Genomic DNA, 13,239 nt, shown 5'->3' on the forward strand with positions numbered 1-13,239 from the left:
ATGAAAGTCGAAGTCGTTCGTACTCACCTGTCGCTGTCCGTGAGCGACCCTGAAGTGTCGGCGCGTTGGTACGCCGACGTGCTGGGCATGCATGAAAGCGCCCGGGGTGAAAGCTGGATCATGATGGCCTTCGGTGCCAAGCACCACGATATCGCGTTGCTCCGTGCAGCACCCGGGGCCCACCAGGGCGGCCTGGGGCTGCAGCACTACGGGCTGGAGATCGCGGGCGACATGACCACCCTGCGCAAGCTCTACGGCATGTTGCTGAAGAAGGGCGTCGAGGTGGTGAAGATTACTGACCACGAGATCGGTAACGGCGTGTATTTCAACGACCCCGATGGCAATCGCCTGGAATTCTTCCTCGAGTCCGAACACGACGATGCACGCGGCAAGGCCCGCTTCAAGGCCGCTGGAGCCCCCAGCCGGCATTTCGATCTCGACCCACTTTGAAAGAGACTTCTCTTATGAAAACCGCAAATTTCGCCAGTTACCACATCCGCAAATGGTACACCTTCGTCGAGGAAACCCTGGCCAACGAAACGGGCCAGTTGGCCGATGGCGAGCCGCTGTTCAAGTACGCCATTGGCGCGGTGATCGCCAACCCTTATGCCGGCCGTTTCAGTGAAAGCCTGGCCGAGTTGATTGAGCCGTCGCCCTTGCTGGGCCAGGAGTTTGGTCGGCGCATCCGGGTACTGGCCGGCCAGCACAAGATCGTCAGCTATGGCAAGGCGTGCCTGGTGGGCAGCCAGGGCGAGTACGAGCATGGCAATGCATTGTTGACCAATCCGGCGGCGGATCCGATCCGCGTCGCATTGGGCGGCGGCAAATCCTGGGTGCCTTCCACGGGCAAGCGTGGCGGGCCTGGCGTGACCATCGATGTGCCGCTGGCTCACAAGGATGCGCTGTATGTCCGTTCGCACTACGACAGCATTTCGTTGTCGTTCGGTGATGGTCCGGCGGCCGACGAATTGATCATCATCTGGGCCTTCGCCACGCGTGGGCGCTTGCGTGCGCGCCTGGGTGGCCTTGAGGCTGCCGACGTCAAGGGCAATGACGGCCTGTATTGAGGTACGGATCGTGGGAAGCAAACGAATGTCTGCAAACAGCCAGTTCTTCACCAATCGATCGGGGCTACGCCTGCATTATCTGTCCTGGGGCAATCCGTCGGGCATTGCGGTGGTGCTGCTCCACGGGCTGCGCTCCTATGCGCAGACCTGGGATGGCCTGGTCAATGCGTTGGGCGAGCGGTACTGCTGCTATGCCCTTGACCAGCGTGGTCGTGGCCACAGTGACTGGGCGGATGCCTCCAGTTACCGGACCGAGGCCTATGTCAACGATCTTGAAGATCTGGTGGCGCATCTGGAACTGCAGCGTTTCGTCCTGGTGGGGCATTCCCTTGGCGGCACCAATGCACTGGAGTATGCGCGGCTCAATCCGGGACGACTGCAAGCGTTGGTGATCGAGGACATCGGCCCTGGTTCTTCGGTCAGCGGTGACGGCGCCGAGCGCATTCGGCGCGAGATGAGCCAGACACCGCTGTTGTTTCCTGACTGGGAGAGTGCCGCCCAGTTCTGGCTGCAAGCGCGACCTGGCCTCTCTCAGGAGGGGCTGGCTTCCAGGTTGATGTATTCCATGAAGGAAACCCTGGCTGGAATCGAATGGCGTCACGACCAGCAAGGTATTGCCCAGGCGCGCCTGAGTATTACCCCGACCGACCTGTGGCCGGCGGTACGGGCGCTGGATTGCCCGACGCTGTTCATTCGTGGCGCCCGTTCCGATTTCCTGCCCTTGGCGACCCTTGAGTCGATCAAGCAGGCCAGTAAGTGGGTGCGCACAGAGGAAATCGCCGACGCCAGCCATTATGTGCATGATGACCAGAGCGAAATGTTCAACCTTGTCGTCATGGACTATTTGTATGACCAGTGCCTACAACCACAACAACAAAGCGGTGAATAGCGATGAAGCAGGAGAAAACCCAGGTTGTCATCGTGGGCGGCGGCCCCAACGGGATCACGGCCGCTCATTACATGGGGCTGTACGGCATCGACTGCATCGTCCTTGAGTTGGCTGACGGCGTCCTGCCGTATCCGCGTGCGGTGGGCATGGATGACGAGGCCCTGCGTGTGTTGCAGGGCATCGGCATCGCCGAACTGGCCGCGCGCGACATGATCTGCAACGTGCCCTTGCGTTACTACAATGCGCGAGGCGTGTGTTTTGCCGAGGTCAAGCCGAGCACGGCAAACTATGGCTGGCCGATGCGCAACATCTTCATGCAACAGTTGCTGGAAACGACGTTGCGCGAGCAGTTGGGCAAGCATGCCAGTGTCGAGTTGCGCCAGGGCCATGAAATGCTCGATCTGGAGCAGGATGCCGAGGGCGTGACCTTGCAGGTGCGCGATGCCCAGGGCGAGCTCTATCAATTGCAGGCGCAGTACGTGATCGGCGCCGATGGTGGACGTTCCAGCGTGCGCAAGAAACTCGGCATCGAGCTGCTGGGGCTGACCCATCCGCGCAAATGGGTGGTGATCGACACGGCCAACGATACCCTGGATGCACCGTATACCGCCCTGCATGCCGACCCTCAGCGACCTTTCGTCTGCATCTACTTGCCGTATCAGCAGCGGCGCTGGGAGTTCATGCTCCTGGAGGGCGAAGACGAGACCCGGATGTGCGAAGAGACGACGATCCGGGACTTGATCCGTGGGCATATCGGCGATGCGGTCGATCAACTGGAAATCATCCGGATCCGCGCCTACACCCATAACTCTCGGGTCGCGGCGCGCTTTGTCCAGGGCCGTGTGGCCTTGGTGGGGGATGCGGCGCATATTTCCCCGCCCTGGGCCGGGCAGGGGCTCAATTCGGGCCTGCGTGATGTCGCCAACGTCACCTGGAAACTCGCCGCGATCCTTCAAGGGCGAGCGTCGCCGACGATTCTTGCCAGTTACGACCAGGAGCGCCGTGGGCACGCGACCGATCTCATCGCGTTGGCCGACAACATGGGCGCGGTGCTGGGGCTGACCAACCCGTTGATGGCCGGTGTGCGGGACTGGTTGTTCCAGGCCGTCAACAGCGTCGACAACCTTCGCTCGCACTTGCTGGAATTCAAGTTCAAACCCAAGGCGACCATCACCAAAGGCCTGGTGCATCACGAGCGTGCCGAGCTGCATGAGGATGATCTGGTCGGGCAGTTGTTCATCCAGCCGTCTGTCGAGGACGCCCAGGGTCAGCGCCGGCGCCTGGACGATGTACTGGGGCATTCCTATGCGGTGCTGGGGTATCGGGTCAATCCGAGCGAACAGCTCAGCGAGCAAACCGCCGCCTGGTGGGCGCGCTGGGAGACGCGCTTCATCCAGATCAATCGCTCGCGCAGTGGCGTGGGGCGTAACCAACCCTTGTCCGCCAGCGGCGCCATTTGCGTCGAGGACATCGATAATCGCTTGGGCGAATGGTTTGCCAAGGTGCGTGACTGCGTTGTGGTGGTGCGGCCAGATCGGTTCGTTGCCGCGATCACCACACCCGAGCGGCTCGAAGGCGTTTTGCGCAAACTGGCGGAGCAACTCTCATGAAGCGTGAGGATGATTTCCTGATCCGGCTCCACGATGCTGCGCAGGTCGTACACGCCTTGCCTTCGTTGGAGCCTCAGGCACTCGACCTGTCGGCGGGCTATACCTTGCAACGCGAGGCGCTGCGCCGGCGCCAGGCCGCTGGTGAGCGGTTGACCGGGTGGAAAGTGGCCTTCGCCGGCCGCGCCGCCCAGGACCGTTTCGGTATTGATGAACCGGTATTGGGCGCGCTGACCGATGCCATGGCTGTGGAACCCGGCAGCACGGTGCCCCTGGCACGGCTGATCCAGCCCAAGCTGGAGATCGAGCTGGCGTTTGTCCTGGGGCGCACGCTGGTGCCAGATTTCTACAGTGACGAGGACATCCTCGCCGCCATTTCCGAGGTCGCGCCGGCATTCGAAATTGCCGATTGTCGCTGGCAGGGCTGGCGTTTCGGTGTCGGAGCGTTTCTTGCCGACAATGCCGCCGCGGGGCTGTATTGCCTCGGGGCCAGGGTGGGGTTCGATCCGGATCGACTGCCCGAAGTGAACTATCGCCTGGTGCATGACGGCGTGTCCTGTGGTGAAGGTAACGTCCTGGCGCGCGAGGACACACCTCTGGCGAATCTGTGTTGGCTGGTCCGGCGGTTGCTGGCCGACGGGCAGCGCGTTGAAGCGGGGCAGGTGGTGCTGTCCGGGGCGTTGTTGGCGCCGATGGACGTCAGGGCAGGCGAATATCGTTTGCACATGCTTGGCACGGAACTGGCTTTGGTTTTCCGACAATAAGAACGGTTCACGAGTCCGTGGCGAGAGAGCTTGCTCCCGCTGGGCTACGCAGCAGACCTGTTTTGTGAGCGCTTCGCGCTCAAGCGGGAGCAAGCTCCCTCGCCACAGGTTTATCGACCTCTTTGGATATCAGCACCAGGGTTAAGCACAGCACCACCGAGGAACAATGATCATGTTCGCCGAAGTCCGTACCTTCAATGATCCTCAGCAACACGCAGGTTCGATCCTGGGCTGGCAACAGGTCTATGACCAACTCGGGCGTGGCTGCCTTTCCAGCGAGCTGCGGCAGGTGTGCGCCGATCGCTTCCAGATCTTCCAGGAGGTGCTGGATAAGCGTGTGGTGCAGCGCGGTTGCGCGCCAAAAGGGCGTTTGTGCATTGCCATGTCGCTGGGCGGCGCGCCGGTGGTCCAGGGGCACCAGGTGGGCGCCCACAGTGTCGTGCTATTGCGCGATGGAGAGGACTTCGTCTTGCACGCCCCGGAAGGCATGCACTTCTTTGCGGCCAATGTCGACACGGTGCGGTTCGCCAAGCTGGCGGCCTACGAACTGTCGAGCGAACAGCTCAAGCGCCTGCAAAGCGTGTCCCAGGTCAGCGTGGATGAGGCGGTGCTGCGTCGCGTGCAGCAAAGGATCCACCCACTGTTTCGTCAGCTTTTGGAACAGGCGGACGCGGTCAATCCGGCCTCGGAAAAAATCCTCGAGGACGTGCTGCTCAACGCCTTTCTCGACTTGTTCAGTCACGCTTCGGACGAGGTGCGTGGCCGGCGCGGCAATTTTGCCGTCAGTGCCTATCTGGTCAAGCGTTGCCAGGAGCTGGTCGTCACCAGCGCAGAGGTGCCCTTGAGCATCCTCGACTTGTGCGAGCAATTGCGGGTGAGTCGCAGGACCCTGCAGAACAGTTTCCAGGCGGTCACCGGGATGCGTCCGGTGGAGTACCTGCGCAACCTGCGGCTCAATGCCGTGCGCCGGCGTTTGATCACGACCCGTGCGGCGGCATTGAACGTCAGTGAAATCGCCGTGGCGATGGGGTTTTTCCACCTGAGTCATTTTGCGGCCCATTACCGGGCGCTGTTTGGCGAGTCACCCTCAGATACACCCAGGGCACCTGCATGATGGGCTGCTGCCTGCGGTGTTACCGAAGCGTCATCCTGCACACATAAAGGGCAGCCACTGAGCTGTTTGGTAGCACAGGTGTGCGGCCAAGCCTATGGCAGGGCTTTAAGGCTGGCAGTGGTTTTCCTCTGAAAATTCCTTCAAATCAAACACTTGCACGATTATTCGTGAGCTTGGCACGCATTCTGCCTTTTTGAATCCATGGATAATTGGATACAAAAATTCAGAAGGTGCTGCCATGCAATTTGCCCCGACTTACGCTGAACGTCCGCCGATGACTGCCGAGGAAGAGGCCTACAACTTCCTGCTCGATGCCATTTGTGGCGGTCGGTTACGCAAGGGCGACCGGCTGATTGCCGAGGACATCGCCAACGAAATCGGCATGAGCCGGATGCCGGTGCGCGAAGCCTTTCGCCGTCTGGATGCCCAGGGGCTGGTGACCCTGCGACCCAATCGCGGGGCGATTGTCAGCGGCCTGGACATCGATGAGTTGCACGAAGTCTTCGAGATGCGCAGCGCCCTGGAAGGCCTGGCAGTCCGTGTCGCGACAGCCAGAATTGGCGAGCGCCAGTTGGCTGCCTTGGAGCGACTGCTGGACGAGATGGACGATTACCGCGAGGAAAGCGCCGAGTGGGTCAGCCGCCATCGCGCGTTCCATGAGTACCTGTGCAGCCTCAGCGGTCGTCCGCGATTGCTCAAGCAGATCAGCGCGCTCTATTCCCTGATCGAAGCGCCCATGCGCCTGTGGCTGCAGCATGTGGAAAAGCCCCTGAGTGCGCGCCAGGAGCACATGCTGATCCTCGATGCCCTGCGTGCGGGCGACGCCGACAAGGCCGAGGCGGTGGTGCGTGCGCACATCGAAGGCACCGTCCCTGAATTGATCGAGTTCCTGCAATCGAAAAAATAACGAGAGCGGGCTCCGAGCCTGCCCGTGTTCTGACTTTGAGTACTGCCCGTTACTTACTGAACTGGAGTGTCTGGTCATGCATAAGCCTCGCCTGTTGGTTGCCGCTTTATCCTTGGGTTTCTGTGCACAGTGGGCGGTTGCCGCGCCCGTTGTCCCGGAGCGTTTGCTCAAGGTCGATAAACTCGTCTACTGCTCGGGCATGGATTCGCCGCCGCTGGTGTCCTTCGATGAGGCGCAGAAACCCAAGGGACTGACCGTGGACCTGGGGCTGGAAATCGCCAAGCGCCTGGGCGACAAGAAGGTGGAATGGCGGGTCATTCCCTTTTCCGGGCTGCTCCCCGCGTTGCTGGCTCGACAGTGCGACATGATCGTCGACCAACTGTTTGACAAGCCCGAGCGCCGCGAGGTGATCGACATCGTCAACTACATGTATTCCAGCCAGGCGGTGGTGGTGCCCAAGGGCAATCCAAAGGGCCTCAAGACGCTGGCGGATCTCTCCGCAGACAAGGTCGCGGTACTTAACGGTTCCACCATCAAGACCCTGCTCGACGCCGAGAACGAGACCCTGGCCAAGGCCGGCAAGCCGCCTATGAAACTGGTGGTCTACAACTCCGACACCGATGCCTTCCAGGCTCTGCGCATCAGCCAGGTCGACGCCTACGGCACCACCGTGGAAACCGCCGGTTATTACGCCGCCATGGCGCCCGATCTGTTCGAGGAGGGCGTGCCAGCCTTCAGCCGGATTCTCACCGGCCTGGGCATTCGCAAGGACGACCCGCAACTGACCGCCGCCGTGCAGCAGGTCATCGGCGATATGCGCAGCGACGGCAGCTACAGCCAACTGCTGGGCAAATGGCATGTCGCCAGTGACACGCTTGATTGAGGTGAACCACCGATGAATTTCAATTGGGATGTGTTCTGGCAGTACCTGTTGCAGCCCAGTGGGGTGTACCTCACCGGGCTCTGGCTGACCTGCCTGATCAGTGTGCTGGCGATGCTGCTGGGCTGTGCCCTCGGGCTGGCTGCCGCGCTGTTGCGGTTGTCGAGGAACCCGTTGCTGCATTTGCCAGTGCGCTTTTACGTGTGGCTGATGCGTGGCACACCGTTGCTGGTGCAGATCGTCTTTCTCTATACCGCGCTGGCCGCTGGCGGGATTTTCCGCTTCGAAGACATCGACCTCTTTGGGCTGGTAATCCCTGGCAATATCCAGGCGGCGATCATTGCCCTGGGTCTCAACGAGGGGGCCTACATGGCCGAGATCATCCGCGCCGGCATCGGTGCGGTGGACAAGGGCCAATACGAGGCCGGGCGCTCGCTGGGCATGACCTTCGCCAAACTGATGCGCCGCATTGTCCTGCCCCAGGCGTTCCGGGTCATCGTGCCGCCGCTGGGCAACGAGTTCAACGTGATGCTCAAGAACACCACGCTGGTCAGCGTGATCGGCGTACAGGAATTGTTGCTCAGTACCCAGATGGTCACGTCGGCGACGTTCCGGGTGTTCGAACTGTATCTGGTGGTGGCGATCTACTTCCTGTTGCTGACCACGCTGTGGGGCTTTTTCCAGCGCTGGCTGGAAGCCCGTTTCGGTCAGTCGGACCGGCCCTCGTCACCGCCGCCGGCTTCGACGCGGATGTTCGGTCGCAGCACCCTGAACCTGCTGAGGGCACGTTAACCATGGCGCATAAAAGCGAAGAGCTGATTATCGAGGCGCTGGATGTCCACAAGTCCTTCGGCGAGCTGCAGATTCTCAAGGGCATCTCCCTGCAAGTGCGGCGCGGCGAAGTGGTGGTGCTGATCGGCGCTTCGGGCTCCGGCAAGACCACCTTCATCCGTTGCATCAACCTGCTGGAGGACATCCAGGGCGGGCGGATCCGCGTCAACGGCCGGGCCATGGGCTATCGCGAGCGGGCCGACGGCAGCCTGGTGCGTGAGTCGGAGCGCAACATCGCCCGTCAGCGGCGGGACATCGGCATGGTCTTCCAGCGCTTCAACCTGTTTCCTCACATGACGGCCCTGGAGAACATCATCGAGGCGCCGATCCAGGTGCTTGGCGTGACTCGCACCGCAGCGCTGGAGCAGGCCCGCGGCCTGCTGGAGCGGGTCGGCCTGGCGGACAAGGCCGATCACTACCCGTCGATGCTTTCCGGCGGCCAGCAACAGCGAGTGGCGATCGCCCGGGCCCTGGCGATGAAACCCCAGGCCATGCTGTTCGACGAACCCACCAGCGCCCTCGACCCGGAGACTGTCGGCGAGGTGTTGCAAGTGATGAAGGAGTTGGCCGAGGAGGGGATGACCATGGTCGTGGTGACCCATGAAATGGGCTTTGCCCGGGAAGTGGCCGACCGTGTGGTGGTCCTGGACCAGGGCGAGCTCATCGAGCAGGGGCCGCCGGAGCAGATTTTCTGTCACCCCATTCATCCTCGTACCCGGGCTTTTCTCAGTCGCGTGTTATGACTTTTCCCGGCCACTGAATTCCTGTATCGAAGAGCCTTCGCCATGCTGAAATTTTCTGCCCACCAATACCCTTATCCGTCGCAACGCCAGAGCGTTTTCGCCCGTCGGGGCATGGTCGCCGCGTCCCAGCCCCTGGCTGCCCAGGCGGGCATCGAGATCATGCAAAAGGGCGGCAATGCCATCGACGCCGCCATCGCCACGGCAGCCGCACTGACGGTGGTCGAACCCACCGGTTGTGGCATTGGCGGTGACGCCTTCGCGCTGGTCTGGTGCAAGGGCCAGTTGCACGGCCTCAACGGCAACGGCCATGCGCCGGCCGCCTTGAGCATCGAGGCGGTCAAGGCCGCCGGCCACGGGCAGATGCCGCTCTATGGCTGGACACCGGTGACCGTCCCGGGCTGCCCGTCGGCCTGGGCCGAGTTGTCCCGACGCTTTGGCAAGCTGCCCTTTGCCGAGCTGCTGCAACCGGCGATCAGCCTGGCGCGGGAGGGCTTTGCGCTGTCGCCGGTGGTTGCCCATCAATGGCAGGTTGCGGTGAACGAGTTCACGCCCCATCGGGATGCCGTCCTCGAGGCCTGGTTCGATACTTTCCTGATCGATGGCCAGGCACCACGGGCCGGGGAGGTTTTTCGCAACCCGGCCCAGGCGCGCACCCTTCAGGAATTGGCCGATACCCGCTGTGAGAGCCTGTATCGCGGCGCGTTGGCCGAGCGCCTGGACGCCCATTCCCGGGCCAGCGGCGGCTATCTGCGGGCCTCGGACCTCAAGGATTATCGTGCCCAATGGGTGGACCCCATCCACGTCAATTACCGAGGCGTGGATGTCTGGGAAATCCCGCCAAGCGGGCAGGGCCTGGTGGCCTTGATGGCGTTGAAGATTCTGGAAGGTTTCGACTTCGATCACCGTGACAGCCAACAGACCTGGCATCGCCAACTGGAAGCGATGAAGCTGGCCTACAGCGACGGCCTGCACTACATCACCGATCCTTTGCACATGCGCGTGGCGGTGGCTGACCTGCTCAGCGATGACTACAGTGCCCACCGTCGTCGACAGATCGGCGAACAGGCCCAACCGCCCGCGCCCGGCGACCCCCACGCCAGCGGCACGGTGTACCTGGCGACCGCGGATGGGGAGGGCAATATGGTCTCGTTCATCCAGAGCAACTACCACGGGTTTGGCTCCGGTGTGGTGCTGCCCGACAGCGGTATTGCCTTGCAGAATCGAGGGCAGGAATTCAGCCTCGATTCGACCCACGCCAACTGCCTGGCCCCAGGCAAGAAGACCTTCCATACCATCATTCCCGGTTTCCTCACCCGCAATGGCGAGGCCCTCGGTCCCTTCGGCGTGATGGGCGGCTACATGCAGCCCCAGGGGCATGTGCAGATGGTCATGAACCTGGTGGATTTCGGCCTGAACCCGCAAGCGGCGCTGGATGCACCGCGCTGGCAATGGCTGGGTGGGATGAAAGTCGGGATCGAGCACGGCGCCTCACGGGACCTGGCCAATGCCTTGGTTCGACGGGGGCATGAGGTCCAGATCGCCAGCGACCTGACCGACTATGGCCGCGGCCAGATCATCCTGCGCGACCCGGTCAGCGGGGTGCTGTGTGGTGGTACCGAACCCCGGGCGGATTCGCATATTGCTGTCTGGTAAATGCGCGATCCGCCGACGCCTGGAGTGTCGGCAGGTCGCGTTTGCCGCTCAAGCCTCAGTAAGGATTGCAGTACTGTGCGACAGCCCTGGCCTGGTCGACGTAAGGACGTGCCGGCTCAAGGTTCCACTCGGGTTTGTCCCTGACGGGTTTGCCATCGAAGGTTGCCGCCAGATGACACACCAATTGCCGGCGGAGGGACCCACCGTAGACGCTGTATTGCCGCCATTGCCCGTCGTCTTTGTGCTTGTTGTACAGCTCGGCAAACATCCTGTCGGTCTGGTCATCCTTGATCGCGCGACCACAGGCCGTGGGCACGACCTGGAGCGACCAGGTGTCGGGCCCAAGCTTCGGATCAGGACGTTTTACCCAAGTGCTGGATTCGATGTAGCGGTCACAGAATTGTTGCGTGGGCGGTGGCGTGGTTCGGGTGCAGGAGAACGTGGCCTTGCTGCCCGGCGTCCTGGGGAAGTCGATCTTGATGACGTTGCGATCCTTGCCGGTCTTGTCCTTGTAGTCCCGTTGGTTGGCCAATGCATCGTTCAGGCCACGTTGATCGCTGTAGAAAAACGCCAGGATCGGCAGTGCATCGTCTTTCGGGTTACCCAGGCGCAGTTCGGTCTGGGTTTGAAACTCGCGGGTATTGATGACTTGCCGGGCGCCCATGAAGTTTCGAAACGCGTCGACCCGTTCCCGGCTGCTCATGGGGTTGCGCATATTGAAACCACATTGCAACTGGTCTTGCCTGCGGTCGTTGTTGAACCGGGTGAAATGCGCGACCCAGGCATTGGCGTTGAGGATAGGCGGCGCCATGGCCTGGCAGACCGCCTCTGTCTGGGCGGTGTTTTTGTTGTTGCCGCAGCCTCGGTCATCGCGAAAGTCGGTCCAGGCATCGTTCGGAAATGCGCAGTAGATGTGCACCGGGGTTTCCGGTTCACGTACCTGGTCGATCGGCGTGATGATGTAGCCGTTCTGGGTGCTCATGCCAGGATCTTCATAGCTGATGCCATCGACCCGCATCCAGGAGGCGGCAAAGGTGCCCAGCTCCTTCGCTTTCGGGCTTGGATTCCAGACATCCCATTTCTCGCCCTTCGCCGGATTGGCGCGGTGAGTGCCCCTGATCAGCAATCCCGAACAATCCGAGGCCGGGTCTTGCCGGCAACTGTCGACGGTGTTGTTGTACAACCCCTCCACCCGTTTCAGCGTCTCTTCGCACGACTCGGCATTGGCTGCTGTCGTTTGCCAGAACAATGGGAGGACGAGCAGTGGCGTGATCCTGTTCAAACGTGTCTTCATGACGTGACTTCCTTGTGGTGGAACCAGTAGCCGGCACGGCATTCCATGCCGGGGAAAGAGAAAACAGAAGGGTTCGTGGCGCCCGGCCGACGGGTTTCATTGAACCTGTCGCGGGCATCGGCGGTGTTATGGGCGAGGGCAACTCAACGCGAGAGCGAATGGCAACCGGCCGCAGCATCGAGTCCCTGGTGGATGTTGTAGTTGGGGTTGATGCGGGGCTTCAGCGGATCATGCGGCGACTGGGCAGCTACCGCATGGAACGCCAGGGGCGGGGTAAAAAACGCACGAGCAGCTGCGCACATGTCGACACTCCTTGTCGAACGAGATGGGTGAGTTTCAAGGTAGTCAACCCATTCCCGCAGGTCAAATCAACGCCTTTCCTCCAGGAGCCATTCCCGAGTGAATCTTGATGACGACCTTGCCCTTCGATCGTCCTTGTTCGACATAGCTCAGGGCATCGGCTGTCGCCTCGAAGGGGAAGGATCGGTCAAGCACCGGCTTGATACTGCCGGACTCGACGAGCGTGGTGATTTCACGCAGTTGAGAACCGCTGGCACGCATGAACACGAAGGCGTAGCTCACACCTTTTTGGCGGGCCTTGCGGCGTATACCGCTGCTCAACAGGCCCATGATCAGTCTCAGCACCCAGGAAAATCCCTGGGCCCGGGCGAACTGTGGGGTGGGTGGTCCTGAGATGGAGATGAGCTGGCCGCCAGGTTTCAGGATCTTCAGCGATTTCTCCAGCTCATCGGCGCCCAGGCTGTTCAACACGACGTCATAGTCCTGCAGAACGTTGGCGAAATCCTGTTGCTTGTAATCGATGACAACGTCCGCGCCCAGGGCTTTGACCCACGGCACATTGGCGGTGCTGGTAGTGGTCGCAACGAAGGCGCCGAGGTGCTTGGCAAGCTGGATGGCGAGGGTGCCGACGCCACCTGAGCCGGCCTGGATGAAGACCTTTTGGCCTTTCTTCAATCGGGCGGTTTCAACCAGTACCTGCCAGGCGGTCAGGGCGACCAAGGGCAGGGCGGCGGCTTCTTCCATGCTGATGTTTGCCGGTTTCACGGCCAGGGCATTTTCGTTCACTGAAATCTGCTCGGCGAAGGTGCCGATATGCCCATCCGGGGCGCGGGCATAGACTTCATCGCCCGCCTTGAATTGCTCGACACGGGATCCCACGCGGACCACGACCCCCGCCAAGTCATGACCCAATGCCAAGGGAAATGAGTAGGGCAGGATCAGTTTGAATTCGCCTTTGCTGATCTTTGAATCCAGCAGATTGACGCTGGCGGCCTGCACGCGGACCAGAACGTCATGGTCACCCACGTCAGGGGCCGGTAGCTCGCCGATACGGCCACTGTGCTTGCCGTAGCGGTCGATTAAAAATGCCTTCATGGTGCTTTGCTCTCATAAGGGATGCGGCGCAGTGATCGCCCGGCCCGGCATCCGGAAATACCGGCGCTGTCCTTCGCGCCGGCGCCCGCTAAACA

The 13,239-nt window shown here is 61.6% G+C and carries 14 protein-coding genes; 11 read left to right on the forward strand and 3 right to left on the reverse strand.

Going from position 1 to position 13,239, the window contains the following annotated elements; all coding sequences use genetic code 11:
* From KGA89_RS12480 to KGA89_RS12530, 11 genes are all read left to right on the forward strand, one after another.
* Nucleotides 1-450 (forward strand): VOC family protein, encoded by a 450-nt coding sequence (locus KGA89_RS12480; RefSeq protein ID WP_003200799.1) that lies wholly within the window; start codon nucleotides 1-3, stop codon nucleotides 448-450.
* A 14-nt stretch (nucleotides 451-464) separates the two neighbouring features.
* A complete protein-coding gene (locus tag KGA89_RS12485; RefSeq protein ID WP_223471698.1) occupies nucleotides 465-1,067 on the forward strand; it encodes an amino acid synthesis family protein in 603 nt (200 codons plus the stop codon).
* A gap of 25 nt (nucleotides 1,068-1,092) precedes the next feature.
* Nucleotides 1,093-1,956, forward strand: a complete 864-nt coding sequence (locus tag KGA89_RS12490; RefSeq protein ID WP_003200803.1) for an alpha/beta fold hydrolase — start codon at nucleotides 1,093-1,095, stop codon at nucleotides 1,954-1,956.
* Between the two features lie 2 nt (nucleotides 1,957-1,958).
* Nucleotides 1,959-3,566, forward strand: coding sequence for a bifunctional 3-(3-hydroxy-phenyl)propionate/3-hydroxycinnamic acid hydroxylase (locus KGA89_RS12495; RefSeq protein WP_028236535.1), 1,608 nt, complete (start codon nucleotides 1,959-1,961; stop codon nucleotides 3,564-3,566).
* Nucleotides 3,563-4,327, forward strand: a complete 765-nt coding sequence (locus KGA89_RS12500; RefSeq protein ID WP_003200807.1) for a 2-keto-4-pentenoate hydratase — start codon at nucleotides 3,563-3,565, stop codon at nucleotides 4,325-4,327. The genes KGA89_RS12495 and KGA89_RS12500 overlap by 4 nt, the downstream gene beginning before the upstream one ends.
* Before the next feature lie 172 nt (nucleotides 4,328-4,499).
* The gene (locus tag KGA89_RS12505; protein ID WP_003200808.1) at nucleotides 4,500-5,441 is read left to right on the forward strand and encodes a helix-turn-helix domain-containing protein; all 942 of its coding nucleotides are present in this window, start codon (nucleotides 4,500-4,502) and stop codon (nucleotides 5,439-5,441) included.
* Nucleotides 5,442-5,679: 238 nt separating this feature from the next.
* Nucleotides 5,680-6,348 (forward strand): GntR family transcriptional regulator, encoded by a 669-nt coding sequence (locus KGA89_RS12510; protein ID WP_003200810.1) that lies wholly within the window; start codon nucleotides 5,680-5,682, stop codon nucleotides 6,346-6,348.
* A gap of 76 nt (nucleotides 6,349-6,424) precedes the next feature.
* Complete coding sequence (locus KGA89_RS12515; RefSeq protein ID WP_013693048.1) at nucleotides 6,425-7,231, forward strand: ABC transporter substrate-binding protein; 807 nt, start codon at nucleotides 6,425-6,427, stop codon at nucleotides 7,229-7,231.
* A 12-nt stretch (nucleotides 7,232-7,243) separates the two neighbouring features.
* Entirely contained in the window at nucleotides 7,244-8,020 is a 777-nt protein-coding gene (locus KGA89_RS12520) for an amino acid ABC transporter permease (protein WP_003200814.1), read from the forward strand.
* A 2-nt stretch (nucleotides 8,021-8,022) separates the two neighbouring features.
* Nucleotides 8,023-8,802 (forward strand): amino acid ABC transporter ATP-binding protein, encoded by a 780-nt coding sequence (locus KGA89_RS12525; RefSeq protein ID WP_003200817.1) that lies wholly within the window; start codon nucleotides 8,023-8,025, stop codon nucleotides 8,800-8,802.
* A 42-nt stretch (nucleotides 8,803-8,844) separates the two neighbouring features.
* Nucleotides 8,845-10,455, forward strand: coding sequence for a gamma-glutamyltransferase family protein (locus tag KGA89_RS12530; protein WP_223471699.1), 1,611 nt, complete (start codon nucleotides 8,845-8,847; stop codon nucleotides 10,453-10,455).
* 55 nt (nucleotides 10,456-10,510) lie between these two features.
* On the opposite strand, the gene KGA89_RS12535 is transcribed toward KGA89_RS12530, so the two are convergent.
* The 3 genes from KGA89_RS12535 to KGA89_RS12545 form a co-directional block, all read right to left on the reverse strand.
* Complete coding sequence (locus KGA89_RS12535; RefSeq protein ID WP_003200821.1) at nucleotides 10,511-11,749, reverse strand: DUF2599 domain-containing protein; 1,239 nt, start codon at nucleotides 11,747-11,749, stop codon at nucleotides 10,511-10,513.
* 143 nt (nucleotides 11,750-11,892) lie between these two features.
* The gene (locus KGA89_RS12540; RefSeq protein ID WP_223471700.1) at nucleotides 11,893-12,051 is read right to left on the reverse strand and encodes a hypothetical protein; all 159 of its coding nucleotides are present in this window, start codon (nucleotides 12,049-12,051) and stop codon (nucleotides 11,893-11,895) included.
* 61 nt (nucleotides 12,052-12,112) lie between these two features.
* Nucleotides 12,113-13,144, reverse strand: a complete 1,032-nt coding sequence (locus KGA89_RS12545) for an NADP-dependent oxidoreductase (RefSeq protein ID WP_003200825.1) — start codon at nucleotides 13,142-13,144, stop codon at nucleotides 12,113-12,115.
* Between the last annotated feature and the right edge of the window lie 95 nt (nucleotides 13,145-13,239).

Origin of the sequence: Pseudomonas sp. A-RE-22, from assembly GCF_019956035.1 — a bacterium.
GTDB classification, from domain to species: Bacteria; Pseudomonadota; Gammaproteobacteria; order Pseudomonadales; family Pseudomonadaceae; genus Aquipseudomonas; species Aquipseudomonas brassicacearum.

Bases quoted from the DNA above. Each gene is read 5' to 3' on its own strand.
- KGA89_RS12480 (WP_003200799.1), top strand. From the start codon at position 1: ATGAAAGTCGAAGTCGTTCGTACTCACCTGTCGCTGTCCGTGAGCGAC.
- KGA89_RS12485 (WP_223471698.1), top strand. From the start codon at position 465: ATGAAAACCGCAAATTTCGCCAGTTACCACATCCGCAAATGGTACACC.
- KGA89_RS12490 (WP_003200803.1), top strand. From the start codon at position 1,093: ATGTCTGCAAACAGCCAGTTCTTCACCAATCGATCGGGGCTACGCCTG.
- KGA89_RS12495 (WP_028236535.1), top strand. From the start codon at position 1,959: ATGAAGCAGGAGAAAACCCAGGTTGTCATCGTGGGCGGCGGCCCCAAC.
- KGA89_RS12500 (WP_003200807.1), top strand. From the start codon at position 3,563: ATGAAGCGTGAGGATGATTTCCTGATCCGGCTCCACGATGCTGCGCAG.
- KGA89_RS12505 (WP_003200808.1), top strand. From the start codon at position 4,500: ATGTTCGCCGAAGTCCGTACCTTCAATGATCCTCAGCAACACGCAGGT.
- KGA89_RS12510 (WP_003200810.1), top strand. From the start codon at position 5,680: ATGCAATTTGCCCCGACTTACGCTGAACGTCCGCCGATGACTGCCGAG.
- KGA89_RS12515 (WP_013693048.1), top strand. From the start codon at position 6,425: ATGCATAAGCCTCGCCTGTTGGTTGCCGCTTTATCCTTGGGTTTCTGT.
- KGA89_RS12520 (WP_003200814.1), top strand. From the start codon at position 7,244: ATGAATTTCAATTGGGATGTGTTCTGGCAGTACCTGTTGCAGCCCAGT.
- KGA89_RS12525 (WP_003200817.1), top strand. From the start codon at position 8,023: ATGGCGCATAAAAGCGAAGAGCTGATTATCGAGGCGCTGGATGTCCAC.
- KGA89_RS12530 (WP_223471699.1), top strand. From the start codon at position 8,845: ATGCTGAAATTTTCTGCCCACCAATACCCTTATCCGTCGCAACGCCAG.
- KGA89_RS12535 (WP_003200821.1), bottom strand. From the start codon at position 11,749: ATGAAGACACGTTTGAACAGGATCACGCCACTGCTCGTCCTCCCATTG.
- KGA89_RS12540 (WP_223471700.1), bottom strand. From the start codon at position 12,051: ATGTGCGCAGCTGCTCGTGCGTTTTTTACCCCGCCCCTGGCGTTCCAT.
- KGA89_RS12545 (WP_003200825.1), bottom strand. From the start codon at position 13,144: ATGAAGGCATTTTTAATCGACCGCTACGGCAAGCACAGTGGCCGTATC.